22 protein-coding genes, 1 other RNA gene and 1 pseudogene are annotated in these 25,920 nt (G+C 48.3%); 11 read left to right on the forward strand and 13 right to left on the reverse strand.

The window, feature by feature from the left end:
• Nucleotides 1-798: 798 nt before the first annotated feature.
• The 5 genes and pseudogenes from ACOT0L_RS02965 to smpB form a co-directional block, all read right to left on the reverse strand.
• Nucleotides 799-2,250 carry a hypothetical protein gene (locus ACOT0L_RS02965; protein WP_126502737.1) on the reverse strand — a complete coding sequence of 484 codons (1,452 nt, stop codon included), beginning with the start codon at nt 2,248-2,250 and terminating at the stop codon, nt 799-801.
• Nucleotides 2,247-7,091 (reverse strand): AAA domain-containing protein, encoded by a 4,845-nt coding sequence (locus ACOT0L_RS02970; RefSeq protein WP_126502738.1) that lies wholly within the window; start codon nt 7,089-7,091, stop codon nt 2,247-2,249. The genes ACOT0L_RS02965 and ACOT0L_RS02970 overlap by 4 nt, the downstream gene beginning before the upstream one ends.
• 252 nt (nt 7,092-7,343) lie before the next feature.
• A pseudogene (locus ACOT0L_RS02975) lies at nt 7,344-8,491 on the reverse strand (IS3 family transposase).
• 204 nt (nt 8,492-8,695) lie between these two features.
• Nucleotides 8,696-9,059: a transfer-messenger RNA gene (gene ssrA / locus ACOT0L_RS02980) on the reverse strand.
• 89 nt (nt 9,060-9,148) lie between these two features.
• Nucleotides 9,149-9,631 (reverse strand): SsrA-binding protein SmpB, encoded by a 483-nt coding sequence (gene smpB / locus ACOT0L_RS02985; protein WP_003863115.1) that lies wholly within the window; start codon nt 9,629-9,631, stop codon nt 9,149-9,151.
• Nucleotides 9,632-9,787: 156 nt separating this feature from the next.
• On the opposite strand from smpB, the gene ACOT0L_RS02990 reads away from it, so the two are divergent.
• Together ACOT0L_RS02990 and ACOT0L_RS02995 are read left to right on the forward strand one after the other, a co-directional pair.
• A complete protein-coding gene (locus ACOT0L_RS02990; RefSeq protein ID WP_003863117.1) occupies nt 9,788-10,225 on the forward strand; it encodes a type II toxin-antitoxin system RatA family toxin in 438 nt (145 codons plus the stop codon).
• Nucleotides 10,215-10,502: an RnfH family protein gene (locus ACOT0L_RS02995; RefSeq protein WP_003863119.1), complete on the forward strand. Its 288-nt coding sequence runs from the start codon at nt 10,215-10,217 to the stop codon at nt 10,500-10,502. Before ACOT0L_RS02990 ends, ACOT0L_RS02995 begins: the two co-directional genes overlap by 11 nt.
• A gap of 61 nt (nt 10,503-10,563) precedes the next feature.
• On the opposite strand, the gene bamE is transcribed toward ACOT0L_RS02995, so the two are convergent.
• The 3 genes from bamE to nadK all read right to left on the reverse strand — a co-directional run bounded on the left by bamE (nt 10,564) and on the right by nadK (nt 13,666).
• Entirely contained in the window at nt 10,564-10,902 is a 339-nt protein-coding gene (gene bamE / locus ACOT0L_RS03000) for an outer membrane protein assembly factor BamE (protein WP_003863121.1), read from the reverse strand.
• 138 nt (nt 10,903-11,040) lie between these two features.
• Nucleotides 11,041-12,702 carry a DNA repair protein RecN gene (gene recN, locus ACOT0L_RS03005; protein ID WP_126502739.1) on the reverse strand — a complete coding sequence of 554 codons (1,662 nt, stop codon included), beginning with the start codon at nt 12,700-12,702 and terminating at the stop codon, nt 11,041-11,043.
• A gap of 85 nt (nt 12,703-12,787) precedes the next feature.
• The gene (gene nadK / locus ACOT0L_RS03010; protein ID WP_126502740.1) at nt 12,788-13,666 is read right to left on the reverse strand and encodes an NAD(+) kinase; all 879 of its coding nucleotides are present in this window, start codon (nt 13,664-13,666) and stop codon (nt 12,788-12,790) included.
• Between the two features lie 122 nt (nt 13,667-13,788).
• On the opposite strand from nadK, the gene grpE reads away from it, so the two are divergent.
• Nucleotides 13,789-14,382, forward strand: coding sequence for a nucleotide exchange factor GrpE (grpE, locus tag ACOT0L_RS03015; RefSeq protein WP_003863126.1), 594 nt, complete (start codon nt 13,789-13,791; stop codon nt 14,380-14,382).
• 52 nt (nt 14,383-14,434) lie between these two features.
• Here the strand turns inward: grpE and ACOT0L_RS03020 are convergent, their stop codons facing one another.
• Nucleotides 14,435-15,721, reverse strand: a complete 1,287-nt coding sequence (locus ACOT0L_RS03020; protein ID WP_026094274.1) for an HlyC/CorC family transporter — start codon at nt 15,719-15,721, stop codon at nt 14,435-14,437.
• Between the two features lie 19 nt (nt 15,722-15,740).
• Nucleotides 15,741-16,532, reverse strand: a complete 792-nt coding sequence (locus tag ACOT0L_RS03025; RefSeq protein ID WP_014832951.1) for a cytochrome C assembly family protein — start codon at nt 16,530-16,532, stop codon at nt 15,741-15,743.
• A 166-nt stretch (nt 16,533-16,698) separates the two neighbouring features.
• Here ACOT0L_RS03025 and ffh point away from each other — a divergent pair, with 166 nt between their 5' ends.
• The 7 genes from ffh (at nt 16,699) to ACOT0L_RS03060 (ending at nt 22,119) form a co-directional block, all read left to right on the forward strand.
• On the forward strand, nt 16,699-18,060 hold the full coding sequence (gene ffh / locus ACOT0L_RS03030) for a signal recognition particle protein (protein ID WP_003863132.1): 1,362 nt from the start codon (nt 16,699-16,701) through the stop codon (nt 18,058-18,060).
• Between the two features lie 116 nt (nt 18,061-18,176).
• Nucleotides 18,177-18,425, forward strand: a complete 249-nt coding sequence (gene rpsP, locus ACOT0L_RS03035) for a 30S ribosomal protein S16 (protein WP_022649067.1) — start codon at nt 18,177-18,179, stop codon at nt 18,423-18,425.
• Nucleotides 18,426-18,440: 15 nt separating this feature from the next.
• Nucleotides 18,441-18,980, forward strand: coding sequence for a ribosome maturation factor RimM (gene rimM, locus ACOT0L_RS03040; protein WP_126502741.1), 540 nt, complete (start codon nt 18,441-18,443; stop codon nt 18,978-18,980).
• 31 nt (nt 18,981-19,011) lie between these two features.
• A complete protein-coding gene (gene trmD, locus ACOT0L_RS03045; protein WP_003863138.1) occupies nt 19,012-19,779 on the forward strand; it encodes a tRNA (guanosine(37)-N1)-methyltransferase TrmD in 768 nt (255 codons plus the stop codon).
• Between the two features lie 43 nt (nt 19,780-19,822).
• Nucleotides 19,823-20,170, forward strand: a complete 348-nt coding sequence (gene rplS / locus ACOT0L_RS03050; protein ID WP_002914145.1) for a 50S ribosomal protein L19 — start codon at nt 19,823-19,825, stop codon at nt 20,168-20,170.
• Between the two features lie 132 nt (nt 20,171-20,302).
• Complete coding sequence (locus ACOT0L_RS03055) at nt 20,303-20,710, forward strand: DUF2946 domain-containing protein (RefSeq protein WP_063146940.1); 408 nt, start codon at nt 20,303-20,305, stop codon at nt 20,708-20,710.
• Between the two features lie 38 nt (nt 20,711-20,748).
• Nucleotides 20,749-22,119, forward strand: coding sequence for a PepSY-associated TM helix domain-containing protein (locus ACOT0L_RS03060; RefSeq protein WP_126502742.1), 1,371 nt, complete (start codon nt 20,749-20,751; stop codon nt 22,117-22,119).
• A gap of 2 nt (nt 22,120-22,121) precedes the next feature.
• Here ACOT0L_RS03060 and ACOT0L_RS03065 read toward each other — a convergent pair whose 3' ends face one another.
• Genes ACOT0L_RS03065 through ACOT0L_RS03075 form a run of 3 tightly spaced genes read right to left on the reverse strand, consistent with a single transcriptional unit; the run spans nt 22,122 to nt 24,366 of the window.
• Nucleotides 22,122-22,604: an OmpA family protein gene (locus tag ACOT0L_RS03065; RefSeq protein ID WP_023298405.1), complete on the reverse strand. Its 483-nt coding sequence runs from the start codon at nt 22,602-22,604 to the stop codon at nt 22,122-22,124.
• Between the two features lie 12 nt (nt 22,605-22,616).
• Nucleotides 22,617-23,837, reverse strand: coding sequence for a diguanylate cyclase DgcN (gene dgcN, locus ACOT0L_RS03070; RefSeq protein ID WP_126502743.1), 1,221 nt, complete (start codon nt 23,835-23,837; stop codon nt 22,617-22,619).
• On the reverse strand, nt 23,830-24,366 hold the full coding sequence (locus tag ACOT0L_RS03075) for a YfiR family protein (protein ID WP_126502744.1): 537 nt from the start codon (nt 24,364-24,366) through the stop codon (nt 23,830-23,832). The genes dgcN and ACOT0L_RS03075 overlap by 8 nt, the downstream gene beginning before the upstream one ends.
• Before the next feature lie 478 nt (nt 24,367-24,844).
• Here ACOT0L_RS03075 and aroF point away from each other — a divergent pair, with 478 nt between their 5' ends.
• Nucleotides 24,845-25,915 carry a 3-deoxy-7-phosphoheptulonate synthase AroF gene (aroF, locus tag ACOT0L_RS03080; RefSeq protein WP_006811632.1) on the forward strand — a complete coding sequence of 357 codons (1,071 nt, stop codon included), beginning with the start codon at nt 24,845-24,847 and terminating at the stop codon, nt 25,913-25,915.
• The last annotated feature ends 5 nt before the right edge of the window (nt 25,916-25,920 follow it).

The following is a 25,920-nucleotide window of genomic DNA, read 5'->3' on the forward strand; positions in this document are numbered from 1 at the left end:
TATAGCGACAGAGCTGGTCATCCTTGTACTCGGAGTTTGGTTCAAAAGGCATTGAGTAGTTGCCTATTGCAGAACATCTTCTGCCGATGAACAAGAGGCGTGGCAAGCGGCATATGGGCACTGGATGCAAAAATGTAAAACTGGGGTTACTGAAGTTAGCGCTTGCCAAAGTTTTGCCGAGTGGACGTAATGTGGACATGGGCAAAAAAAGGGGTTACGTTTTCACGTAACCCCTTGTTTTATTTGGTGGGCTGGCGTCCCTGTGATTTTATTTTCAATTATTTGATATTATTGTATTTTTCATAAGTTATTTTATTTTTGGGTTCCAAATAGGAACCCAAAACAGAGCCACAACACTACGCATGATACTAACATGCTTGGTGACGCTCTGCAGCATGCTCAATGTGAGTGTTATGGGATTGTGGCGGCACACGAAAATAGGACGCGGTATTGGAGTATTCCCTACAAATACCCACTTAAAATTGAACGAGTATTTTATGCTCAATCTAATCAACAGACAATATTTTGTAGATCTACTTAGGAGTTTTTAGGTATCCAGTACCTTCATACATTCGCACAATCTACTCATGGCACTTGAAGGGAAGTACGAGGCTCTTCCATTAGCGAAGAGGGGGAATAAACTTCGTATGGATATGTTACATGTATAAACTAGTCCTACTAAATAAAATAAGATAGAAAGAAATATGACTTATTTACCTGACCCTAGAACGCTGGGTCAGGTTGAGTATTTCACTGAGTATAAAGCTTTTGCTTTGTGATTGAATTGTCTCTACTACACTATAGTTTTTGCTGAAGTATTGGGATGAAATACTTATTTCTGACTTTCTGATCTTCCATTACATCCTTTTTCTCAAAGTAGTCATTATAACTGGTTTGAAGTATAGTCCAATTCAGAAGGTTGTTCGATACGTCTGAAATTACTTTATTTTCAAAACTCACGTATCCTACCGGAAGAGAAACCCCCCGCTTATCATTCAACTTAAAATGGAATAAACTTGCGACCAGCACACCAGGGATAATTAAAAATTCTGCATCCTCACCACCATATTTATTAGGGAGGTCCAGCAGTTCGACATTAGATAACTTCCAAAAATTATTACTTAACGCAATCGATTCTTGAAAACTATTACAAGTCATGCCTAATACAACTTTTGATGTACTCTTTCTTTTGTCGAAAAAGGCGTAGATTTCATCTATTAATTTATTTAAATCAGTGGTTTTTCCCCATGTTTTAGATTCTGAATTTGTGAGCCAAATCAAACCTGAACTCTCTGGCTTATCTTTAAATATAGACTTGATCCTATAAGATAAAAGATCCCTATTACTTTCAGTGTAAAAATTGCCAATTAGCATAAAAGTATCATCATTTATTTTTGCTAATCCATGCTCATAATGATTAACTAAAGCCTTAATATCAAGAGTTCTAGCACCATCATCCCAATACTGAATGAGGAATGGATCATTTGATGCAGCAAGATAATCGTTAAAACTATCATGCTGATCATTCGCCACATCAACCTCAATAGTTGAATCCATTATAGAGAAAAAGGACTTATCTTCATCCCATTCATCAACTGTTTTGGAAGCATACTCCATTCTCAGAGTACTTGGTGATTCAGTGTCTATGAAATATTCGACCTCAAGAGGTAGAGTTGCATCGTATCGATCTGTAACCTGATTTATTTTATAAAGTTCTTTTATTTCTGAAAAAACATCTTCCTTCAGAACTAGTTCTCTGAATAAATTGAAGTTAGTATCGAACGCGCTTTGCGCTTTGCTCAATAAATTACGATAACATTCATCTGGTAAGTTCAGTGAAATATTAAAATCTTGTGAACTGGAACGTCTGACATCACTAGACAATATTCTAAAACTATACAGTTCAAACTCAACAGGGGAAGTCTCATCGGTTACTTCAAAAAAAGTAGGCCTCAGGTTTCCGTCTTCTTCTGTAAACTTACTCATAGCATAGTAAGTAAGCTTCACTTTCCCTTCATGCCACTCAATCAGATTTTCTTCTTGTAAATCATCTATAATTGCAAGAATCTCTTTATTTGTCAGGCCGAAGTAACCTTGTATTGTATCTAAGGTCGTTGAGGATAATGTATGAATCAGTCTTATCACGAACTCCTTAACTACAGGTAGTTCTCTTTTCTTACTAACAGTGTAATCCATAAAAAAAGACTTCATTGGTAGACCAAAGCAAACCTTATTTAATGCTATTCTCATTTTTTGGCCTCCAAAGAAGATGAATTGATAACAGAATATTCTTCACTATTATGTTCTGAAATATATTTATATACTCGACCAAAGGCTGAGCCTTCATTACGATTTTTCCACATATCAGAATTGCCAATGATAAATAATGCCTCTTTGGCGCGAGACAGTGCCACGTTCGCTCTATTTTCTGACGCTACGTATCCTTGGCTACCGTTCAAATTACTTCTAACAAGGGAAACGATAACAATATCGTTTTCTTTACCTTGATAACTATCTACTGTATCTACTTTAATGATTCCCCTTTCTAATAACGTTCGTGCCCAGGCTACTCTATTAATTTCTCTAATCAGGTATCTAACTTGTTCGCCATACATGCAAATAACACCAATTTTAGGATCGTTGTCTTCAATCAAGAGATCTTCGGAATTTTTGTGAGAAGACAACTTATTTAGAAGTTCCAATATTATTTCTGCTTCATATTTATTAATGTAGCTCTTATGATTCGCATTTTTTGTAGTTGGTCTAGATTCAAATAAATTCTTTTTAGTTTTACTCGTATCAATCCAGGTTACAGGAGTGCATACATCTTCAAACAACTCCAAATAAGCCTTTTTAGTTTTACCTCTACCAGTTTCTAAACCACCTTCTTCTATGTAAAAACATTCAGATACTAAGTTTCCAACAGCCGGTATCATTCTATATTGGACTTTCAAAAATCGGCCAACAGTTTTCCCGTAAGTGGAAACAAAGGCTCTTTCAAAATCGCTGCGCTTTAACTCATCAGTGCTAACATTTGGTAATATTCTTTTTGCTGCTTTGATATGTTCTTCATCGAACAAAGGTGGTAACTGTTTGTGATCTCCAACAAGGAGGACTTTACGTCCGACCTGCATTGCTATTGCAAGCTCACTTGCAGGGGATCTGGCAGCTTCATCAATAACAACTAAATCATAAATGTTCTCTTGAATTCCATAATGATTTCGGCCGATCCCAACACAGGTACCGCAGACTAATGTTCGAGTTTTGGCTAAGAAGTTTTGGAATTGAGATTGACTTGAAGCCATAACACTCAGCCACTCATTTGATATAGAAATGATGTTATTAAACTTTGATATTAAGTTTTCTGAGAAAATTTCATAGTGTCTTGCTAACGCTGAATAAATGAATTCTCGATAGTTGGCAAGCTCAATATTATCTAGATTAAGAACAAGGTCTGCTCTGCGAACGAAGAATTCAGGTAGCTTCTCACGAAATATTTTAATGTGTTTTATTGAAGCGATTTCCGAATCACTATCTGTATCTTTCATGCGAGAAATAATACGATCTAATTGTTTTCCAAATGATCTTTCAAACTCAGTAGCAATCCGAGTAAACTCCTCATCTAAACCTATTTCCTGCGCAACTTTGGCGATGCGTTCTTCATATTCAGCTTTAAATCTATCTCTATAATGTTCTTGAAGGGCCTTTTCTCCCACATCATCAAGCTGTTCAGAAAGGACATGCTGATCGCCAAGACGCACAATATCTATCGATGTATCATTTCTTCCAAATAATGACCTAACTTTCTCTGTAGCATTGTTCACAGCCTCATGTGACTGACTCACCAAAAGTACTCGTCTGGCTCCATTTGAAATACAATAGTGTATAAAAGATCCAATAAATGCAGTCTTACCAGTTCCCGGAGGGCCTTGAAGTAAGCTAATAGGTCCATATTTATATAAACCTTTAAATGCATCTCTCTGTTGCTCATTTAGCTTAAAGAGCACATTTCCATCATGATCTAATTCGGTATATAAATCGAGTTCTGCATCAGTTGGCTCTTTATGCTCTGAAGGCTTTACATTGGCTCCAGGTGAGAAGTAATCTGCGATATTACTTATAATACTTCGATTGTTGACAAGGTTTTCTGTTGCTGATTTTCTCTTATTTAATGACGATGCCGATAATGCCCCTTCAAGAACTAAGGTATCACCAAGCTCAATTCGAGCTTTACCCCAGATATTCATCGCCATCGAATTTGGACCAATATCTGCAATAATTCCAATCCTTCGAAGTTCACCATGTCTATCAGAGTATACAAATACACGCTCAGTATTAAGGTTGAAATCTAAAGCAGCACCTTCACTAGTGTACTGGAAAATGTACTTATCACCTTGTATTCGGGGGTCTGTAGATATTTCAACTCTGGGATTACTTTCATGCTCGGTATCAATTAGAGCTTTCCATACAACTCTCACATCTGTTACTTTTGAACTCTTAATATTAGATAAAGCAAGCAAGTCGCCACTAGAACTATTCTCTTCGGAATTTATGTTGTTATTCAAAAGTTCTTTGTATGTAGGGCTTTCAAGAATTATATCAAAAAAATCTTCAGAAGATTCACTTTGATATTTACAAAAAAGAATCTCACCATTTAATTCTAGAGTTGATCTCTTTTTGTTTTTGATGAAATCATTATGCCTGATTTCATCAAGATTGGCGGATACAATGAATTTCTTTTCCGGATGCACTAATATGCTCAATCTATGCTTTACACCCGTAATTCGAATTGAAACTAGATTGTTATCCTTACCTTTATTTACTTCAATATCTAAATAATATTTACCATCATCAGACAAGAATGTTCCTTGTTTGATTTGAAGATTTTTATGATAAACATTATAGGTGGCCACAAGTTTTAGAGGAGGAGGCGTCATTATATCCTCTAGCTCATCGTGTAGCTTTATGATTTCTTGGTGAGAAATTTCAGGAAGTTTAATCAATTCATTTAAATATTGAAGTAAATGTGTGAACTGCTTCAAATTAGCCAATTCATTAATTATTTTTACCACAGCGTAGCGATCTATACTCGCCTTAGAGAGATTTTCATGGTTAGAAGGCGCGTAAGTAGGAGTATATTTATTTTCATCGAACTCTATAATATCGATAAAGAACAAACCGTTCTCATTAACGATAATATTCTCAGGGTGAATGTCTCCATGATATATATTTGCAGAGTGTATCTCTATTAGTGAAGATAATAATTGCTTAATTCTCAACATAGAAATATCAATGCTACTAGATATTGTAAACTGCTGCCAGGTAATGCCTTTTATCCACTCGAATTGGATAAAAGCACATGTCATTTGTGGATTAAGGCCATAATCTATAATTTTTGGTAAGCACTTTAGGTCAGCATTTTTCCTGATGTCAAGTCTGTTGAAAAAAGACAATAATTGATTATTTACTCCACCATCATTCGAGACATCATTGATACCAAACCAAGCTTTCAAACCAAATGATTCATCAGCTGCTTTTAAAAAAATGAAAGTTCCTTCAGCCTTAACATGATTAGTATTGCCAAAATTGACATATATATTTTTTGATGAGTGATAAGTTGAAAGTAAACCTAATTTATCTTCACTACTAGACTCACCAACATTCAATAGCTTATTTAGTTCAGTTAAGGCTTCTCGTAAGTCCTTAAAGCGGGCCGCAGCTTCTAGCTCTAACCCCCTTTCAAACCATTTCTCAAGTTGTATGCTAATTGGGTTATCTTTAATTGGTTGCCAGAGGTAAATTCCATCTTCCTTTATTGGTGGTTTACCAAATGCAATATAGTGGCAAGCGGCGGTAGCCAAATATACATCACGAGTAAAATGGGTACCATCGGTATCTTCAAACAATTCTTCAGGTGTGGATACTTGGTTGTGCTGAAGTATTTTACGGATATTTGATACTGTTTTATTTTGTGGGTCTGGATATGTTGCAGTTAGAAAATTTGATAGTACTACCTTACTTGGCAATGACACCCAGATGCTATGATTGCCAATGTCACGGTGTGCGACTTCAATATCGTGAAGGTTTGCGAGGTGACTGATTAGAGCTTGAATTAGATTTAGTCTATTTTCATCAGTAAGCTTTTTATTGTTTTTTCTAATGAATGTATCAAGTCTTTCTTTTTTATTTGGCCATTCATATAACTCCACGAAGTCAGATGATAATTCACTTGGTAAATATTCTAGTCTCAAGAATGTATCCTTGAGGTCTTCATCTTGGCTACTTATGTAACCAAGTACATCACTTTCTCTATGTGCAATGAGCGATCGTTGCTCAGGTGTTTTAGCATGCTCAATGATACATGGAGACGTGAAGTCCCACCTACGCATAATAGCTTTATAATTGGGATTATCAGACCGTTGACTTTGATATTCAGCGTATAGTCCATCTCTGTGCTGAAATAAATGTTTTCCTTGTAGTATGTAATTGTTTACTGAGTAATTCTTTGCTTTGAAATCTGCGCTATTATTAGAAAAAATTTTATCCCATTGCTTTAAGTTTTTATTAGGGGCATCTTCCTTACGTTTAATTGTCCATGTTTTGTCTTTGAAGTATTGTTTGTAAACCTTATCATCGCCAATTTTCGAGAATTCTTCTAACGTAAATACGTACTCCTGTTCATCTGATGGGAGATCATCCTTTGTAGCAGACCCGCAGAGCACTACACAATAATCTACCCACGGGACAAAACGGTTATTTAACCTTTCTTTCAATTTAGTTGCTAAAATTTGAGCCGATCTCCTTGCCTGCCGTACACCATTACTACGGTGTTCTTCTCGGCCATCTGGGAACTGCACAACCCATTTACCATCTTTAGAGAATATTTTTCCAGACCATTTTTTTAATTCTACGTTTATGATTCTATCATGCGTAATTAAAATTAGATCGCCTTCAAACTCATTGCTCTGTCTACCGCGCATTTCTAGAGAAGAATAACCCTTCCAAGTATTTGGCAAAGTAGCTTCAAGCTTTTCATTAGCTTCTCTTTCGTAGCCATTAATTCCCAAAGGGTCTAAGCATTTTATTTCCATTATCAGTCCTGTAATAACAGTGTTCTAACTAACCGTGACCGCATTGGCTACTGTTAGCCTTAAATTATGGTTCATAATCACAGCATTATAATCTATTCTTTTTGTGATTAAAACGTAACAACCTTCTGATCTGTTACCCTGGAGTTAGCACCGATTGATCTTTGCAATGTCCGCTTCTGGCTATGAGTTTCTGAACAACGTAAGTTGGTATATGCCCTTGTTTTTTAGCTAAACTGAATCGCCACGGATAATCTAGACACTTCCGAGCCGTTGATAATACTGCTTTTCATATTCTGTCGGTGACATCTGATTGCTCGAACCATGCCGACGCTTACTGTTATAAAACATTTCGATGTAATCAAAAATATCGCTGCGGGCTTCTTCCCGCGTTCCGTAGATCTTTTTCTTTATCCGTTCGCGTTTCAGCAACTGGAAAAAGCTTTCTGCAACCGCATTATCGTGACAGTTACCGCGACGGCTCATGCTCCCCTCCAGGCCGTGTGCTTTTAGGAACGACTGCCACTCATGGCTTGTGTACTGACTGCCCTGGTCCGAGTGAACCAGCACCTGTTTTTGGGGATTACGCCGCCATACAGCCATCAGCAGTGCGTTCAGGACAATGTCCTTTGTCATCCGTGATTGCATTGACCAGCCGATAATTTTGCGTGAGAACAGATCAACAACCACAGCAAGATACAGCCAGCCTTCGTGGGTCCTGACGTAGGTTATGTCCGTTACCCAACGCTTATCCGGAGCATCCGGATTGAACTGTCGCTGGAGCCTGTTGGGCGATACGATACTGGCCTCGCCTTTGCGTGCCCGCGGGCTACGGTACCCGACCAGAGCCTTTATCCCGGCACGATTCATCAGTCGCCAGACTCTGTTCACTCCGCACTGTTGCCCGCTATCCCGCAAGTCCAGATGGATCTTGCGATAACCATAAACGCAACCGGACTCCAGCCAGAACTGTTTGATCTGTCCCGTCAGTCTCAGATCTACCTGATGGCGCTGAGAATACGGTTGCTTAAACCAGGCGTAAAAGCCACTGGGATGAACATCCAGCACCCTGCAGAGCAGACGAACAGGCCAGCAACGGGAGTTGTCACGAATAAAGGCGTACCTCAGTCGGACAGCTTTGCGAAGTACGCCGCGGCTTTTTTTAATATGTCCCGTTCGTCAGTAACCCGCTTCAACTCCTTCTGGAGTCGGCGGATCTCGGCCTGAGCATCTGACTGTTCTTTATTAGTGGATGAGTCCGGACCGTACTTCTTTATTCAGGCGTAAAGGCTGTGGGTGGTGATATCGAGACGTGTTGCAACGCTGGAAACAGAATGACCGCGATCAATAACCTGTTTGACTGCTTCAATTTTAAACTCTTCGGGATAACGTTTACCGCTCATGGGCACCTCTCTTTAAGTCATCTTAAATGACTCCGAGGTGTCTGTTAAACCCGTGGCGATTCACTTTGTGTTGGGTCCCATTCAGGGTGCCATAACTGGTGGTTCTCAGCAATTCTCACTAGACGTCAATGGACATAAAAAAGCCCGCAAAGCTTATGCTGTGCGGGCTTAGTAGACTTTACTGAACTTCAGTACATCAATGTTTGGTGGAGCTGGCGGGAGTTGAACCCGCGTCCGAAATTTCTACATCCTCGGTACTACATGCTTAGTTTATCTTTACATTCGCACGCCAGCTGCGGACAAACACGCCACTAACGAACTAGCCTGATTAGTTTTAACGCTTCAACCCCAGGCAGGGTTTCCACGCGATCTCTTTTGGGTTTGACCTCTCTTTGATCCCCGTCTTAAGAGCGGAAGCTAGGGAGAGAGGGCTCTTAGCAGGTTATTAAGCTGCTAAAGCGTAGTTTTCGTCGTTTGCGACTATTTTTTTGCGGCTTTTAACGAGGCAAACCGCCCCTCGGCATGCACCTTGGGTTTCGCAAATCCCGTCGAATCCAGAATCAGCCCCAATAGTGTTGAACTCAGTATACCAGATTTCACTTCCTCGATACCAGCCCGAAACGCTAACTTATTGAATAGTACAATAAGCGCGCAGAATCAACGTCCTGCGTTTTTCATGATACGTGCTTTATCGAGCTGCCACTCGCGTGCTTTCAGGTCAGTACGCTTGTCGTGCTGTTTCTTACCTTTCGCCACGCCGATTTTCACTTTGCACCAGGCGTTTTTCCAGTACAAAGAGAGCGCAACTACGGTGAAGCCTTCGCGGTTGATGCGTCCGTAGAGGGATTCCAGCTCGCGCTTGTTCAGCAGCAGCTTACGGGTGCGGGTTGGATCGCAGACGTAATGTGAAGAGGCGACGGTCAGCGGCGTAAAGTTCGCGCCGAACAGGAAGGCCTCACCGTCTTTCAGGATCACGTAGCTGTCGCCGATATTGGCTTTCCCGGCACGCAGCGATTTTACTTCCCAGCCCTGCAACGCAAGGCCAGCCTCGAATTCTTCTTCGATGAAATACTCGTGGCGAGCACGCTTGTTGAGCGCAATGGTCGCCGAACCAGGTTTATGTGCTTTTTTCTTCGTCATAAGTGTCGTAAAGCCGTCGGTAATCTGATTTTAAAAAGTCACCTCATTGCGTCCTGTGAGGTCTAACGCGCTATCTTAGCACGAGATAAGGCTTAGCGTTTTTTTAACAGGTGATAAATGTTATTATTTGTCTGTTGTGTGACCATGGAAAATGCTATGCCTCAGATTAGCCGTACTGCGCTTGTTCCCTACAGCGCGGAACAAATGTATCAGTTAGTGAACGACGTTCAGTCCTATCCGGAATTTATTCCAGGATGCACTGGTAGCCGGGTGCTGGAATCCGGCCCGACTCAGATGACTGCGGCCGTGGATGTCTCCAAAGCGGGGATCAGCAAAACGTTCACCACGCGCAATACCCTGACGAGCAATCAGAGTATTTTGATGCATCTGGTGGATGGTCCGTTTAAAAAACTGATGGGAGGGTGGAAGTTTACGCCACTGAGCGCTGACGCCTGCCGCATTGAGTTTCATCTGGATTTTGAATTTACCAATAAGCTGATCGAACTGGCGTTTGGCCGAATTTTTAAAGAGCTGGCCTCGAATATGGTTCAGGCGTTCACCACGCGCGCCAAAGAGGTTTACAGTGTCGCATAAGATTGCTGTTGAGGTGGTGTATGCGCTGCCGGAGAAGCAGTATTTGCAGCGCGTGACGCTTGAAGAGGGCGCCACCGTTGAGGCGGCTATCCGGGCCTCCGGCATCCTTGAACTTCGCCGTGATATTGACCTGGCGAAGAATAAAGTCGGCATTTATAGCCGTCCGGTTAAGCTCGGTGATGTGCTGAAAGAGGGCGACAGGGTTGAAATCTATCGTCCGCTGATTGCCGACCCGAAAGAGTTGCGCCGTCAGCGAGCAGAGAAATCCGGTAAGTAGCCAAATAAACATACACAAAAAAGGTGCTCATTGAGCACCTTTTTGCGTTGCTGACGCCTGATTATTTGGTCAGGGCAGGCTTGTTGTCAATGTTGGTCAGCACGCCGGCACTGCTGAAGGTCAGCGTCAGGGTTTGCTGGGTCACATCTTCATGACCAGGCTGCTGGCGGAATACATAGAACCACGTATTTGTGCCGAACGGATCGGACATCATCGGGGTTCCCAGGGCATAAGCGACCTGCTGTTGTGTCATACCTACGCGGATTTTGGACACATCGTTAGGAGTAAGGTAGTTCCCCTGGTTGATATCAGGACGGTAAACCACTTTCTCCAGAGTGGAACAGCCTGCGGTCAACATCAGAAGAACCGCTGCGGCAGCGGTCAGCGTTTTACAGCGCATAGTGATTTGATTCCTTTTCGGGCCCGAGCAGTACGCGGCTCATATGTAATATGCCGATGATAATAGACCTTGCCCCACTTTGAAACTGGTCTGGCGGCGTTTTTGTTGTTCTGTATGACCCTGAGATCCCGAAAAAGTTTATGCCGCCAGCAGTTCTTTCGCATTCGCGAGCGTATTACGGGTGACTTCACTGCCCCCCAGCAGGCGTGCCAGCTCCTGCAAGCGTGAGCGTTTATCCAGCGGCTTCATATGCGTTTCCGTCATTTCGCCATCGGTTTCCTTGCTAACGATAAAGTGGTGATGACCACAGCCGGCGACCTGCGGCAGGTGAGTCACACACATAACCTGCGTCGATTCACCCAACTGACGCAGCAGTTTGCCGACAACGGCCGCGGTCGGGCCGCTGATACCCACATCCACTTCATCGAAAATCAACGCCGGGGTTTCCATTTTACGGGCGGTAATCACCTGAATGGCCAGGGCGATACGCGACAGTTCACCGCCAGAAGCCACTTTCGAAATCGCCTGTAAAGGCTGGCCCGGGTTGGTGGTGACGCGGAATTCTACGCGGTCTGCGCCTTCCGCCGTCAGGTGATGCTCTTCAAAGCGAACATCAATAGTGAACACCCCATGCGGCATCGCCAGCGTATGCATGCTGTCGGTAATATGCTGGCTAAGCTCCAGAGCATAGTGCTGTCGCACGTCGTGCAGCCGTTTCGCCGTTTCCAGCGCCTGCTGATGATGCAGATTAACCGCCAGAGACAAGGTTTCGAGGGAATCGGCCTGATCGTCCAGCTGCTGCTGTTCCTCCAGCAGAGACTGATAGTAATTCGGCAGCTCTTCCGGGGTAACGTGATGCTTACGCGCCAGTGAAATCTGACGGGAGATGCGTTGCTCAAGCTCGAACAGACGGTTCGGGTCGAGATCCAGACGTTCACAGTAGTGGCGCAGCTCATCCCCGGCTTCTGAAATCTGAATCGCGGCCTCTTCCAGCATTTCCAGTACGCCAGAAAGCTTATTGTCCATGCCGGTCAGTTCGGTAACAAGCTGACGCACGGTATATAGTTGGCTCTGCAAATTCACGTCTTCGCCATCCGCCAGCATGTTCAGGGCATTCTGGCTGATGGAAAGCAGCTGACCGCTGTTGGCCAGACGCTTGAACTCCTCGTCGATTTGCTCAAATTCACCCGCCTGAGGGTTAAATTCGTTCAGCTCTTTCAACTGATATTCCAGCAGCTCGGCGCGCGCGGTACGCTCCTGGCTTTGCTGTTGATGCTGCGCAAGTTCGCGGCAGCTTTGATGCCACTGACGATAGTGCTCCGCCATGAGTTGAGTAAGCGCGTACTCACCCGCGTAGCCATCGAGCAGGGCTTTCTGCTGTTCGGGTTTGATTAGCTGCTGGTGCGCGTGCTGACCATGGATCTGGATGAGCAGCTGGCCCAGCTCGCGAAGCTGGGAAAGGGGAACCGCTGTACCATTGATAAAACCGCGGGAGCGGCCGTCACTGCTGATAACGCGACGAAGTAAACACTCACGTCCATCTTCCAGCTGGTTCGCTTCCAGCCAGCGCAGGGCGGCAGGCGTGTCTTTTAACGAGAAGCGGGCGCAGAGATCGGCACGGGCCGCACCTGTGCGCACCATATCACCCTCTGCACGACCGCCGAGGCACAAGCCAAGGGCATCAATGGCAATGGATTTACCTGCACCGGTTTCACCGGTAATCGCCGTCATTCCGCTATGGAAGTCGATCTCAAGCTCACGAACAATGGCAAAGTTGCTGATGGTCAGTTGTGCCAGCATAATTGTTTTCCTGTATGAAAAACCATAACTGTGTTTGTATACAGTATAAACTGGTTTTATATACAGTAAAGCGCTGGATGTAAAATCAGAACAATTTTTTTGACCAGCCGAGTTTTGAGCTTAATGTATTGAAATAACTGTAATCTTTTGGATGGATAAGGTTCAGGTGATAATCGCAGCGGCGAATGAGGACATCTTCTCCTTCCTGAATGGGAAGCGCAATCTGGCTGTCGCAGCTGATCTCCAGGTCGCTGCGGCGATGTGAAAAACGCAGGCGGATGGTGCTGTCGCCGTTTATCACCAGCGGACGCGCCGAGAGCGTATGCGGGAACATCGGCACCAGGGTGATCGCATCCAGCGATGGCGTCAGGATTGGGCCTCCGGCTGAAAGCGAATAGGCAGTTGACCCCGTCGGGGTTGAAATAATCAGCCCGTCAGAGCGCTGCGAGAAAGCGAAGATTTCGTCGATATAGACTTCGAACTCGATCATGTGCGCCACTTTACCAGGGTGGAGAACCACCTCGTTAATAGCGGTGCTGATGCGCTTCTGGCAATCCTGCTGGCAGACCTGGGCTTCAAGTAAAAACCGTTTTTCACTGATATAGTGACCTTCCAGCACGTCCGCCAGCTGCTGTTGCGCATTGTCCGGGTCGAGGTCGGTCAGGAAACCAAGATTGCCACGGTTAATACCAATAACCTTAATATCATAGCGAGCCAGCGTTCGCGCCGCGCCCAGCATATTGCCGTCGCCGCCGACCACCACGGCGAGATCCGCCTGCTGGCCAATTTCCGCCAGCGTGCCGGTTCTGACGCCTTTAAGCTGCAACTCCTGGGCGATCTGCTGCTCGACCATCACTTCATAGCCTTTACCACACAGCCAGCGATACAACATTTCATGTGTCGTCAATGCGGTAGGGTGACGCGGATGGCCGACGATCCCAATACACCTGAAATGATTATTCATTTTCTGGAGGTCCTTGTGCCTGATGAATGATGACAATCTGCCTTGTTCCCTTGAATCCAGGAAACTGATCCCCATAATAAGCGAAGTTAGCGAGATGAATGCAGAAAAACGCGGAGAAATTCATGAGTAGTAAAGAACAGAAAACGCCTGAGGGGCAAGCCCCTGAAGAAATTATCACGGAACAGCACGATGAAGTTGAGGCAGTAGAGCCAGACACGTCTGCTGAGCAGGTGGACCCGCGCGATGAAAAAATTGCCAATCTGGAAGCTCAGTTGGTAGAAGCGCAGAATCGCGAACGCGATGGCGTACTGCGTATCAAAGCGGAAATGGAAAACCTGCGCCGTCGTACCGAGCTGGACGTTGAAAAGGCGCACAAATTTGCGCTGGAGAAATTCGTCAACGAACTGCTTCCGGTGATCGACAGCCTGGATCGCGCGCTGGAAGTGGCGGATAAAGCTAATCCGGATAACGCGGCGATGATTGAAGGCATCGAGCTGACGCTGAAATCCATGCTGGATGTGGTGCGTAAGTTCGGTGTTGAAGTGATTGCCGATACGGATGTACCGCTGGATCCAAACGTTCACCAGGCCATTGCGATGGTGGAATCCGAAGACGTTGCCGCGGGTAACGTGCTGGGCGTGATGCAGAAAGGGTATACCCTGAACGGTCGTACTATTCGCGCTGCGATGGTGACCGTGGCGAAAGCGAAAGCGTAATTTGCCGACCCGTAGTGCCGGGTGGCGGCTTCGCCTTACCCGGCCTACAACATTACTCGGCGATACTTTCGCGTAAAGGTTTAACGGGCAGGACCTTCACCTGCTTAATCATGTTGTCCTGAACGTCCAGAATATCAATATCATACTGCTCAATGCGCACGCGCGTGCCTGCCGCCGGGATCTCTTCCAGCGCTTCCAGGATCATTCCGTTCATCGTCCGCGCTTCGTCTTCCGGCAAATGCCAGTTAAACGCTTTATTGATTTCACGAATGTTGGCGCTGCCGTCGATAAGCACTGACCCGTCGTTTTGCGGGGTGACTTCTTCTGCAAGGGAAGGCGACATTGACGTGGTAAAGTCCCCGACAATCTCTTCCAGAATATCTTCGACCGTCACCAGCCCCTGTATGTCGCCGTATTCATCCACTACCAGACCGACTTTCTTCTTGTTTCGCTGGAACTTCACCAGCTGCGTGCTCAGCGGGGTGCCTTCCGGCACGTAGTAAATTTCGTCGGCGGCGCGCAGCATCACCTCTTTGGTGAACTCGTTTTTCTCAGTCATCAGACGATAGGCCTCGCGCACGCGCAGCATGCTGATGGCATCGTCTAGAGAATCGCGATAGAGGACGATACGCCCGTGCGGGGAGTGCGTCAGCTGGCGGACAATGGCCTTCCAGTCGTCGTTAATATCAATCCCGACGATTTCATTGCGCGGCACCATGATGTCGTCAACGCTGACCTTTTCCAGATCCAGCACCGACAGGAGCATGTCCTGATTGCGACGGGAGATCTGCGAGCGGGATTCGTTCACGATGGTACGCAGTTCGTCTTTGCTGAGCGCGCTACTGATGGTGACGTCTGCCTTTATACCAACCATGCGCATCAGCACCCGTGTCACCATATTCAGCAGCCAGACCAGCGGCATCATCAGAATAAGCAGCGGTGCTAACAGGAAGCTGCTCGGGTAGGCGACTTTTTCCGGGTAAAGCGCCGCGATGGTTTTGGGCAGCACTTCCGCAAACACCAGCACCACAAACGTGAGCACACCTGTGGCAATCGCCACGCCTGCGTTGCCGTACAGACGCATCCCGACGATGGTGCCCAGTGCAGAGGCGAGAATATTGACCAGGTTGTTACCGATAAGCACCAGGCTAATCAGACGGTCCGGCTTACGCAGAAGCTTTTCGACACGACGCGCGGCACGGTTACCCTGCTTGGCGCGATGACGTAACCGGTAGCGGTTCAGCGTCATCATGCCGGTTTCAGAGCCAGAGAAATAAGCGGAGATGACCACCATGATGACCAGAATGACGATCAGCGTGGTGGTAGAGATGTGTTCCAGGGGGAACTCCTTTTGTTACTTAGCCAGCAAATTGCTGTATGAAGCGGCTACCAAAATAGGCAAGCGTGAGAATGCCCGCACCCGCAACGTTGAACCAGACCACGCGACGTCCGCGCCAGCCTTCATGATAATGGCCCCATAACAGGACAATATAGACAAACCACGCGATGATGGAGAGGACCGCTTTATCGATATTCTCCACGCTGAACAGGTTCTTCATATAAAACAAGCCCGTGCACAGCGTCAGCGTCAGCAAAACCACGCCGACCTGGGTGATGTGGAACATCTTACGCTCAATCACCATCAGCGGCGGCATTTCATGGTTAAACGCCAGCTTTTTATTTTTCAGCTGGTAGTCGATCCAGGCGAGCTGCATGGCGTAAAGGGCGGCGATGATCAGCGTCGCGTAGGAGAATAGAGACAGGCCGATATGCACCAGCATCCCCGGCGTGGCTTCCAGATGGGTAATAAACTCATTGGGCATGAACGTGGCTAACGCCAGGTTGATCAGCGCAAAGGCGTAGACTATCGGCAGCAGCAGCCAGCCACGATTTTTAGACGCGACAATGGTCATGACCGTACAGATCATCAGGCTGACCAGCGAGCCGACGTTCAGCACGCTTAGATTTTGCACGCTGCCGTCGCCGGGAATGATGCGTGATTCCAGCGCAAACGCATGGCTAATCAGTGCGATCACTGCCGAAAGAATAGCCATGCGCCGCCAGCCGCTGTTTTTTTGCAGCAGGCCAGGAATGATCAGCGCGAGGCTGACAGAGTAGGCAACAAGGGCGATCAGTGCGAAAACAGGCATATAGGCGTCGACAGTTGTCTTAATAAGAAAGAGAAGCAGTATAACGTTACGTGACGCCTGCTCCAACCGTTGCATAACAACAAAGGCGCCTTCATGTTATACTCCGGCAAAATTCTGTGTATGTGTCGCCCAGGCGACCTAACGTTTCTACCCCAGGCGAGAGACAATGTTTGATAATTTAACCGATCGTTTGTCGCGCACGCTGCGCAACATCAGCGGCCGTGGACGCCTCACCGAAGAGAACATCAAGGAAACGCTGCGCGAAGTGCGCATGGCGCTGCTGGAAGCAGACGTTGCGTTGCCGGTCGTGCGTGATTTTATCAACCGCGTGAAAGAGAAAGCGGTTGGTCATGAAGTTAACAAGAGCCTGACTCCGGGTCAGGAGTTCGTCAAAATCGTCCGTAACGAGCTGGTTTCGGCGATGGGCGAAGAGAATCAGGTGCTTAACCTGGCGGCTCAGCCACCGGCCGTCGTGCTGATGGCGGGTCTGCAAGGTGCGGGTAAAACCACCAGCGTCGGTAAGCTGGGGAAATTCCTGCGCGAAAAGCACAAGAAAAAAGTGCTGGTGGTTTCGGCGGACGTGTATCGCCCGGCGGCGATCAAACAGCTGGAAACGCTGGCCGAGCAGGTTGGCGTAGACTTCTTCCCGTCCGACGTGGCGCAGAAGCCTGTTGACATCGTTAACGCAGCGCTGAAAGAGGCGAAGCTGAAATTCTACGACGTGCTGCTGGTGGATACCGCCGGTCGACTGCACGTTGACGAAGCGATGATGGACGAAATCAAGCAGGTTCATGCTTCTATCAATCCGGTAGAGACCCTGTTTGTTGTCGACGCCATGACCGGTCAGGATGCGGCAAACACCGCAAAAGCGTTTAACGAAGCCCTGCCGTTAACCGGCGTGGTGCTGACCAAAGTCGACGGCGACGCTCGCGGCGGTGCGGCGCTGTCTATACGTCATATCACTGGTAAGCCAATTAAGTTCCTCGGCGTGGGCGAGAAAACCGAAGCGCTGGAGCCGTTCCACCCGGATCGTATTGCCTCCCGTATTCTCGGCATGGGCGACGTGCTGTCGCTGATCGAAGATATCGAAAGCAAGGTTGACCGCGCGCAGGCTGAAAAACTCGCCAGCAAGCTGAAAAAAGGTGACGGTTTCGATCTGACCGACTTCCTTGAGCAACTGCGTCAGATGAAAAACATGGGCGGTATGGCAAGCCTGATGGGTAAACTGCCGGGTATGGGGCAGATCCCGGACAACGTCAAATCCCAGATGGATGACAAAGTGCTGGTGCGTATGGAGGCAATCATCAACTCGATGACGCTGAAAGAGCGCGCGAAGCCAGAAATCATCAAAGGTTCCCGCAAGCGCCGTATCGCAGCCGGTTGCGGCATGCAGGTCCAGGACGTTAACCGCCTTCTGAAACAGTTCGACGACATGCAGCGCATGATGAAGAAAATGAAGAAAGGCGGCATGGCGAAGATGATGCGCGGCATGAAAGGCATGATGCCGCCCGGTTTTCCTGGGCGATAATCGCTTTTGAGATTGCTTTTTGCCCGAAAATGAGTAAAATTTTCGGGCTTTTAATATGACACCCGGGCTCCGTTCCTCGATGGGGCCCGGTTGTTTTATTCACACAAGAGGATGTTATGGTAACTATTCGTTTAGCACGTCACGGCGCTAAAAAGCGTCCGTTCTACCAGGTTGTTGTGACTGACAGCCGTAATGCACGCAACGGTCGCTTCATTGAGCGCGTTGGTTTCTTCAACCCACTGGCCTCTGGCGCAGAAGAAGAAACTCGTCTGGATCTGGATCGTATCGCTCACTGGGTTGGCCAGGGCGCTACTGTTTCCGATCGCGTTGCTACGCTGATCAAAGCAGCAAACAAAGCAGCTTAATCTGTCACGGTGGTCATGATGAGCAATAAAGCACCTGTTGAACCGATCGTATTGGGAAAAATGGGTTCTTGCTACGGTATCCGTGGTTGGCTCAGAGTGTTTTCCTCCACTGAAGACGCTGATAGCATTTTTGATTACCAGCCCTGGTTTATCCAGAAAGCCGGTAAGTGGGAAGAGGTCGAGCTGGAAAGCTGGCGTCACCACAATCAGGACATCATCATCAAGCTGAAAGGCATTGACGATCGAGATGCCGCGAATGCGCTGACTAATTGTGAAATTGTCGTGGATTCGTCGCGGTTGCCGCAACTGGAAGAGGGTGACTACTACTGGAAAGACCTTATGGGTTGCCAGGTAGTGACCACTGAAGGCTACAGCCTGGGGAAAGTCATCGACATGATGGAAACCGGGTCAAATGACGTTCTCGTCATTAAGGCAAACCTGAAAGATGCATTTGGCATCAAGGAGCGGTTGGTCCCGTTCCTCGATGGACAGGTTATCAAGAAAGTCGATCTCACTACTCAAACCATTGAAGTAGATTGGGATCCTGGTTTTTAAATTCTCCGGATAAACGGTAAAAGACGGCGCTATGTGGATTGGCATAATTAGCCTGTTTCCTGAAATGTTCCGCGCGATTACCGATTACGGGGTAACTGGCCGGGCAGTAAAGAATGGCCTGCTGAGCATCCAGAGCTGGAGTCCTCGTGACTTCACGCATGACCGGCACCGTACCGTGGACGATCGTCCTTACGGCGGCGGACCGGGGATGTTGATGATGGTGCAACCCTTACGGGACGCCATTCACACAGCAAAAGCCGCGGCAGGTGAAGGCGCGAAGGTGATTTATCTGTCACCTCAGGGACGCAAGCTTGATCAAGCGGGCGTGAGCGAACTGGCGACGAATCAAAAGCTGATTCTGGTCTGTGGTCGCTACGAAGGGATAGATGAGCGCGTAATTCAAACCGAGATTGACGAAGAATGGTCTATCGGCGATTACGTTCTCAGCGGTGGTGAGCTACCAGCAATGACGTTGATTGACTCCGTCGCCCGGTTTATTCCGGGGGTTCTGGGCCATGAAGCTTCGGCAACGGAAGATTCCTTTGCCGATGGATTGCTGGACTGTCCACACTATACTCGTCCTGAAGTGTTAGAAGGGATGGAAGTCCCGGCAGTGTTACTGTCTGGAAACCATGCCGAGATACGTCGCTGGCGTTTGAAGCAGTCGCTGGGCCGGACCTGGCTTAGAAGACCTGAACTTCTGGAAAACCTGGCTCTGACTGAAGAGCAAGCAAAGTTGCTGGCCGAGTTCAAAACCGAACACGCGCATCAGCAGCATGAACATGATGGGAAAGCGTAATACGCTCCCGAATATCAGTTTACCCAGGATAAGAGATTAAATTATGAGCAACATTATTAAGCAACTTGAACAAGAGCAGATGAAGCAGGACGTACCTTCCTTCCGTCCAGGTGACACCGTGGAAGTGAAAGTATGGGTTGTTGAAGGTTCCAAAAAACGTCTGCAGGCATTCGAGGGCGTGGTTATCGCTATTCGTAACCGCGGTCTGCACTCTGCATTCACTGTTCGTAAAATTTCCAACGGCGAAGGCGTTGAGCGTGTCTTCCAGACTCACTCTCCGGTAGTTGACAGCATTGCTGTTAAACGTCGTGGTGCTGTACGTAAAGCTAAACTGTACTACCTGCGTGAGCGTACTGGTAAGTCTGCTCGTATTAAAGAGCGTCTGAACTAAGATTCGCTTAAGCGACATCCTGTCAGAAAGGGCTGGCCGAAAGGCTGGCCCTTTTTTTATCCCATCGCACCTCTCGCGTTAACCCTTCCGTCATAAATCATTTACAATGTTCGCCTCTTGGGGGGAGGGTAAGTGGATAACGTACTGCATCAGCATAGCTGGAAACGCGCAGCGGCATTGACCGCGCTGTTTGCGATCCTGCTGATCGTCGTGGCGCCGCTGATCTCCGTCTCGCTGCAAAAAGATCCCATGAGCGCCATGCCGGGCATGCACCATGACATGAGCATGATGTCGATGGACGAGCATCATGGGGATATGCCGCATTCCATGCCACCAGTTGACCATGCGGAAGCCTGCGGCTACTGCGTGCTGTTAGCGCATGTGCCGGGCGTGATGCTGGCGCTTATCGTTCTGCTCAGCGTGGTGTTGCAGCGGTTGCGCATGAAGCCGCCTCGTCAGGCGGTCAGCCACTGGCACTTTTTCCCCTGGCTTTACCCCGATACCCGCGCGCCGCCGCGTCGGTCTGCTTTCTCCCTTTAAAACAAAATCACTCACTTTTTGCCTTAAAAAGGAAAAGTATGACTACCTGCACTCCGCGCGCGGCATGGGGAAACCTGCTGCGTCGCCTCCATTTCTATATCGGGCTGTTTGTTGGTCCGTTTATTTTCTTCGCAGCGCTGACCGGTACGCTGTATGTCGCCACGCCGCAGCTTGAAAATGCGCTGTACCATCATGCACTCCACACGGATGCCGTGGGTGAGGCGCAGCCTCTTGCTGCACAAATTGCCGCGGCCGAAAAGGCCGTAGAATCAGATCTGCGTCTGCATGCCGTTCGTCCGGGGCTGGAAGAGGGCGAAACGACCCGCGTGATGTTTGCCGACCCGGCGCTGGGTCCCTCCGAGCATCGGGCTATTTTTATTGATCCCGCCAGCCTTGAGGTTCGAGGGGATATGACCGTATACGGCACCAGCGGGATTTTACCGCTGCGTCAGACTATCGATTATCTGCATACCTCGCTGATGCTGGGCAACCTCGGGCGCCTCTATAGCGAGTTAGCCGCCTCGTGGATGTGGGTTGCTGCCCTGGGCGGGATCGCGCTGTGGTTCTATACCCGACCGAAGCGCCGTATTAACAATCGTTTCCAGAATCGTCGTCGCCTGCATGTGATCTTAGGCTGGACATTACTGGCGGGAATGCTGCTGTTCTCAGTCACCGGGTTAACCTGGTCACAATGGGCCGGTGGCAACGTCGATAAGCTGCGTGCAGAGATGAACTGGCTGACGCCGCAGGTAAACACCACCCTTTCCGGTGCGCCGGAAATGATGGATGAACACGCCGAACATCGTGGTCATCACGGCGGAATGTCGATGCCTGAAATGCCTGTTGAACTGTCGCTTTTTGACAGCGTATTGCAGGCCGCCCGCCAGTCAGGAATTGATGCGAACAACGTTGAGATCCGTCCGGCAAGCAGGGGCGACCAGGCCTGGACGGTGACGGAAATCGATCGCCGCTGGCCGACGCAGGTTGATGCCGTTGCCGTGGACCCTCAATCTCTGAATGTGCTGGACAGGACTCGCTTTGGGGATTTCCCGCTGATGGCTAAACTCACCCGCTGGGGCGTGGATTTCCATATGGGGATCCTGTTTGGTCTGGCAAATCAGCTGCTGCTCATCGCGTTTGGCGTTGCGCTGTGCGTGCTGATTATCTGGGGATACCGGATGTGGTGGATGCGTCGTCCTGCGACGTCAGCCGCGAACCCGGTACAGACGCTCTGTCAAAGCTGGCTGGCATTGCCGCTGTGGGGAAGGGGAGTGACGTTCATGATAAGCCTCCTGCTGGGGCTGGCGTTGCCGGTAATGGGCGTCAGTCTGGCGGCATTTATCGTGATTGACTGGCTGCGCTGGCGAGCGGCTTCAGGCGTGTCGCTCGCCGGCACATCCGCTAAATAGCCTTAAGGCGTGCTGATAACTACCGCAACACGGCGGTTTTCAGCGCGCCCTTGCGCAGTACGGTTGCTGCTGAGAGGGTATTTTTTGCCTAAACCCCGCGTAGTGAGGTTGCTGCGCGGGATGTTCGCGCCCTTCGCCCAGGCATCCGCTACAACATTGGCACGTTTTAACGAAAGCGCTTCGTTGTAGCTCTCTTCGCCATAGTTATCCGTATGGCCGTCCATCCGGGCGTGATTCAGACCGGTTGCCGCCAGACGTGAGGCCATAGTCTGGATCTGCGTTTCGCTTTCCGGACGCAGTCTGGCGTCATTTTTATCAAACAGGATCTTATCCGACAGGCCCAGGGACCAGTCGCCATTCAGTTCGTTAAAGCCGTAGGACTTCATGGCCGCGATTTGCTCTGGTGTGAATTTACCCTCCGGCGTCTGGCACCCGGACATAACCAGAGATGCCAGTAACAACGGCGCGAAGTATCGCTTCAACATATCGTCTTCCTTTCAGGGTATTGGTTTCGAACGCTGGTTTTTGACCAGGTACATATTGCGATCGGCTTGCTCAAGCAATGCCTCGACGGAGGCATTTTCCCACGCCAGAGCAAAGCCAATGCTGAGTGACATTGATGCTGTGTGTCCGTTATGCAGATCAAACGGACGGATAAATTGCTGCGACAGCGCAGCGCAAATATATTCGACCTCACGCGCTGTGTGGACGCCATAAAGGATCATGGCAAACTCGTCGCCGCCAAGACGGTAAGACTGATGACGTTTTTCGCCAAATTCGACCATCCTTTTTGCGGCTTCGATCAGTACGCAGTCGCCCGCGGCATGGCCCCAGGTGTCGTTAATAAACTTGAAGTTATCACCGTCCAGGAAGAGCAGGGCAGAATTGGTCTTTGCCGAAGCGTCATTCATTAAGGCCGCAATGTTGTTGCGAAACGCGGCGCGGTTTGCAAGCCCCGTGAGCGGATCGTGCATGGCGGTACGCAACAGTTGAGCGTTTTTCGCCTGTAGCTTGAGCTGCCACTCTTCCATTTCATCCAGCAGGCTGTTGAAGTCTTCACCAAACTGGTGGAACTCTTCAATGCGGCCTTCCGTTACCCGGCGAGAGAAGTTGCGGTTGGTACGGACGTCATGCACAACGTCAGTGATGTTTTGCATTTCAACAACCATGCCATGATGTAGCGAGCGGGTGATGGTCAATGCGACGGCAGAGGCAAAAAGAATGCAGCCGGTGAGGACCGCAAATGAGAGCCAGATAAAGTGGCTAATCAGGCTGTCTCGTGCGGTCAGACGAATTTCGCCAATCACATTACCGTTATGTATGATGGGCTGTGCGACAGGAACAGGGAACAACCACCGGTTGACCAGCGCGCCCAGCGTGTCGGTATTATCCGCCGGGTTCCACGACCACCAGGCAAACCGTTTATGATGTGCATTAAGCACTTCCGCCACGGCAAATTGCCCCTGCTTGCCGAGGGTCGCCAGCGTTTCATTTGCCGCCACGGCATCGTTGAATACCAGAGAGGCCTCAAGGCTGTGGCTCATGGTGGCGCCGGTGAGTTCGAGGTTTTTTTGCGCGTATTGCTTTAATGTCACCACGGAAGCGAAACACAGCAGCAACCATATAAACGTCATCGTTATAATGACGCTTATCATGCTGATTCGCCGCAACGTTCTTTTAAACGTCGGACGCGGTGTTGGTGTGACTTCCTTATTCATGCTTCTTATTCCGTGCGAGCATTAATACATCCGGATTGACTCTTACGCCACTGCGCGTCAGCGCATCCAGATTTACGGAAAACCTGACGAGGTTGTGCTCTATTATCAGACAAAATGCGCTGCCAATAACGCATTCAGGATTTTGTTCTGACATTAATAGCAACGCCTGGCCCTGATATTGATTTATTATTTCCTGTTGTTTTGCCGGCGACTCGCTCCCGAAATAGAGGGCATCACACCTTGCTGCGAGTGCTTCCCGATCGCTATGCACAATGACAGGACTATAGGGCAACGGGTTGTGTTCATCTTCACTGCTGAGCGCCTGTCTGTAATGGGAAGAGGCATAAATACAGAGCTTAGGCTGGCCGGACAGTGCTGGCCATCGGGTGTAGCTCACAATGCCAGAAACAATCGAACGTACTGATTTATCCGTTTCCGTGAGCGAGCCTGCCCTTGCAGGGTTCACCAAAATGAACAGCATTAGCGCCAGGGGGAGGTGAAGCAAAGCGATCAAGAATGTATTTCTCATCAGAATCCGCCAAACCGCCCCGGAAATAGATGCCCTTATGAATTTCCGGCAGAATACCATTCTTTCTCAAAGCCGTCATTATGTCAGAAATATCCCTGTCTTGACCTAAGCTAAATCTTACAGAGCACGATATTCAAAGTAATTTAGGCAGGCTCAATTAAGTCTGCTGAAATTCATACTTTTATTCATTTTTTGTTGCCAGGATTTATGTAGCCACGCAACTTTCCCTCAATTCACCCGAGGATAATTAAGCTAACGGCCAGCGCCGGGATAGCGTGCCTGGTGTGAGCGTAGACTGGCGTTAAAAGCGTATGTGTAATTTTATGTTTACGATTTTAACCTGTGATTTGGCATTTAAATGGCTGCTGTAAAATAATCTGTACGTATTTTGGATTGAAATCTTTACTTGATGTGTTATCGTTGTGTCACCTCTTCGAGGAAAACCACTATCGCAAACGAGTTTTACAGGATCGCAATCATGCAAAAAGACGCGCTGAACAACGTACATATCACTGACGAACAGGTGTTAATCACCCCGGATCAACTGAAGGCGGAATTCCCGCTGAGCGTCGCGCAGGAAGCTCAGATTGAGCACTCTCGCCAGACCATTTCTGACATTATCGCAGGCCGCGATCCGCGCCTGCTGGTGGTATGTGGTCCTTGCTCCATTCACGATCCTGAAACCGCCATTGAGTACGCTCGTCGATTTAAAGCATTAGCGGAGGAGGTCAGCGATAGCCTCTATCTGGTGATGCGCGTCTATTTTGAAAAGCCACGTACAACGGTTGGCTGGAAAGGGTTGATTAACGATCCGCACATGGATGGCTCGTTTGATGTGGAAGCGGGCCTGAAGATTGCGCGTCGCCTGCTGGTGGAGCTGGTCAGCATGGGGCTGCCGCTGGCAACCGAAGCGCTGGATCCGAACAGCCCGCAGTACCTCGGCGATCTGTTTAGCTGGTCTGCGATTGGGGCGCGCACCACCGAGTCACAAACCCACCGCGAGATGGCGTCTGGCCTGTCTATGCCGGTTGGTTTTAAAAACGGTACCGACGGCAGCCTGGCCACGGCGATTAACGCCATGCGCGCCGCCGCCATGCCCCATCGTTTTGTCGGGATCAACCAGGCGGGCCAGGTATGCCTGCTGCAAACGCAGGGCAATCCGGACGGGCATGTGATCCTGCGCGGTGGTAAAGCGCCAAACTACAGCCCGGCGGATGTCGCGCAGTGTGAAAAAGAGATGGAACAGGCGGGACTGCGTCCGGCGCTGATGGTAGATTGCAGTCATGGTAATTCGAATAAAGATTACCGTCGCCAGCCTGCGGTTGCAGAATCTGTGATTGCACAGATTAAAGATGGTAACCGTTCAATTATCGGCCTGATGATTGAAAGTAATATTCATGAAGGCAATCAGTCATCGGAACAGCCGCGTAGCGCGATGAAGCCCGGCGTCTCGGTCACGGATGCTTGCATCAGCTGGGAAACCACTGATGCGCTACTGCGTGAGATCCACAAAGATTTGAACGGCCAGCTGGCGACGCGTCTGGCATAAGAGGA

Source organism: Enterobacter cloacae complex sp. XAL002, assembly GCF_049236805.1.
In the GTDB taxonomy this organism is placed as follows: domain Bacteria; phylum Pseudomonadota; class Gammaproteobacteria; order Enterobacterales; family Enterobacteriaceae; genus Enterobacter; species Enterobacter intestinihominis.

Excerpts from the sequence above, each read along its gene's own strand:
- ACOT0L_RS02965 (WP_126502737.1), bottom strand. The coding sequence starts at position 2,250 with ATGAGAATAGCATTAAATAAGGTTTGCTTTGGTCTACCAATGAAGTCT.
- ACOT0L_RS02970 (WP_126502738.1), bottom strand. The coding sequence starts at position 7,091 with ATGGAAATAAAATGCTTAGACCCTTTGGGAATTAATGGCTACGAAAGA.
- smpB (WP_003863115.1), bottom strand. The coding sequence starts at position 9,631 with ATGACGAAGAAAAAAGCACATAAACCTGGTTCGGCGACCATTGCGCTC.
- ACOT0L_RS02990 (WP_003863117.1), top strand. The coding sequence starts at position 9,788 with ATGCCTCAGATTAGCCGTACTGCGCTTGTTCCCTACAGCGCGGAACAA.
- bamE (WP_003863121.1), bottom strand. The coding sequence starts at position 10,902 with ATGCGCTGTAAAACGCTGACCGCTGCCGCAGCGGTTCTTCTGATGTTG.
- recN (WP_126502739.1), bottom strand. The coding sequence starts at position 12,702 with ATGCTGGCACAACTGACCATCAGCAACTTTGCCATTGTTCGTGAGCTT.
- nadK (WP_126502740.1), bottom strand. The coding sequence starts at position 13,666 with ATGAATAATCATTTCAGGTGTATTGGGATCGTCGGCCATCCGCGTCAC.
- grpE (WP_003863126.1), top strand. The coding sequence starts at position 13,789 with ATGAGTAGTAAAGAACAGAAAACGCCTGAGGGGCAAGCCCCTGAAGAA.
- ACOT0L_RS03025 (WP_014832951.1), bottom strand. The coding sequence starts at position 16,532 with ATGCCTGTTTTCGCACTGATCGCCCTTGTTGCCTACTCTGTCAGCCTC.
- ffh (WP_003863132.1), top strand. The coding sequence starts at position 16,699 with ATGTTTGATAATTTAACCGATCGTTTGTCGCGCACGCTGCGCAACATC.
- rpsP (WP_022649067.1), top strand. The coding sequence starts at position 18,177 with ATGGTAACTATTCGTTTAGCACGTCACGGCGCTAAAAAGCGTCCGTTC.
- rimM (WP_126502741.1), top strand. The coding sequence starts at position 18,441 with ATGATGAGCAATAAAGCACCTGTTGAACCGATCGTATTGGGAAAAATG.
- trmD (WP_003863138.1), top strand. The coding sequence starts at position 19,012 with ATGTGGATTGGCATAATTAGCCTGTTTCCTGAAATGTTCCGCGCGATT.
- rplS (WP_002914145.1), top strand. The coding sequence starts at position 19,823 with ATGAGCAACATTATTAAGCAACTTGAACAAGAGCAGATGAAGCAGGAC.
- ACOT0L_RS03060 (WP_126502742.1), top strand. The coding sequence starts at position 20,749 with ATGACTACCTGCACTCCGCGCGCGGCATGGGGAAACCTGCTGCGTCGC.
- ACOT0L_RS03065 (WP_023298405.1), bottom strand. The coding sequence starts at position 22,604 with ATGTTGAAGCGATACTTCGCGCCGTTGTTACTGGCATCTCTGGTTATG.
- dgcN (WP_126502743.1), bottom strand. The coding sequence starts at position 23,837 with ATGAATAAGGAAGTCACACCAACACCGCGTCCGACGTTTAAAAGAACG.
- ACOT0L_RS03075 (WP_126502744.1), bottom strand. The coding sequence starts at position 24,366 with ATGAGAAATACATTCTTGATCGCTTTGCTTCACCTCCCCCTGGCGCTA.
- aroF (WP_006811632.1), top strand. The coding sequence starts at position 24,845 with ATGCAAAAAGACGCGCTGAACAACGTACATATCACTGACGAACAGGTG.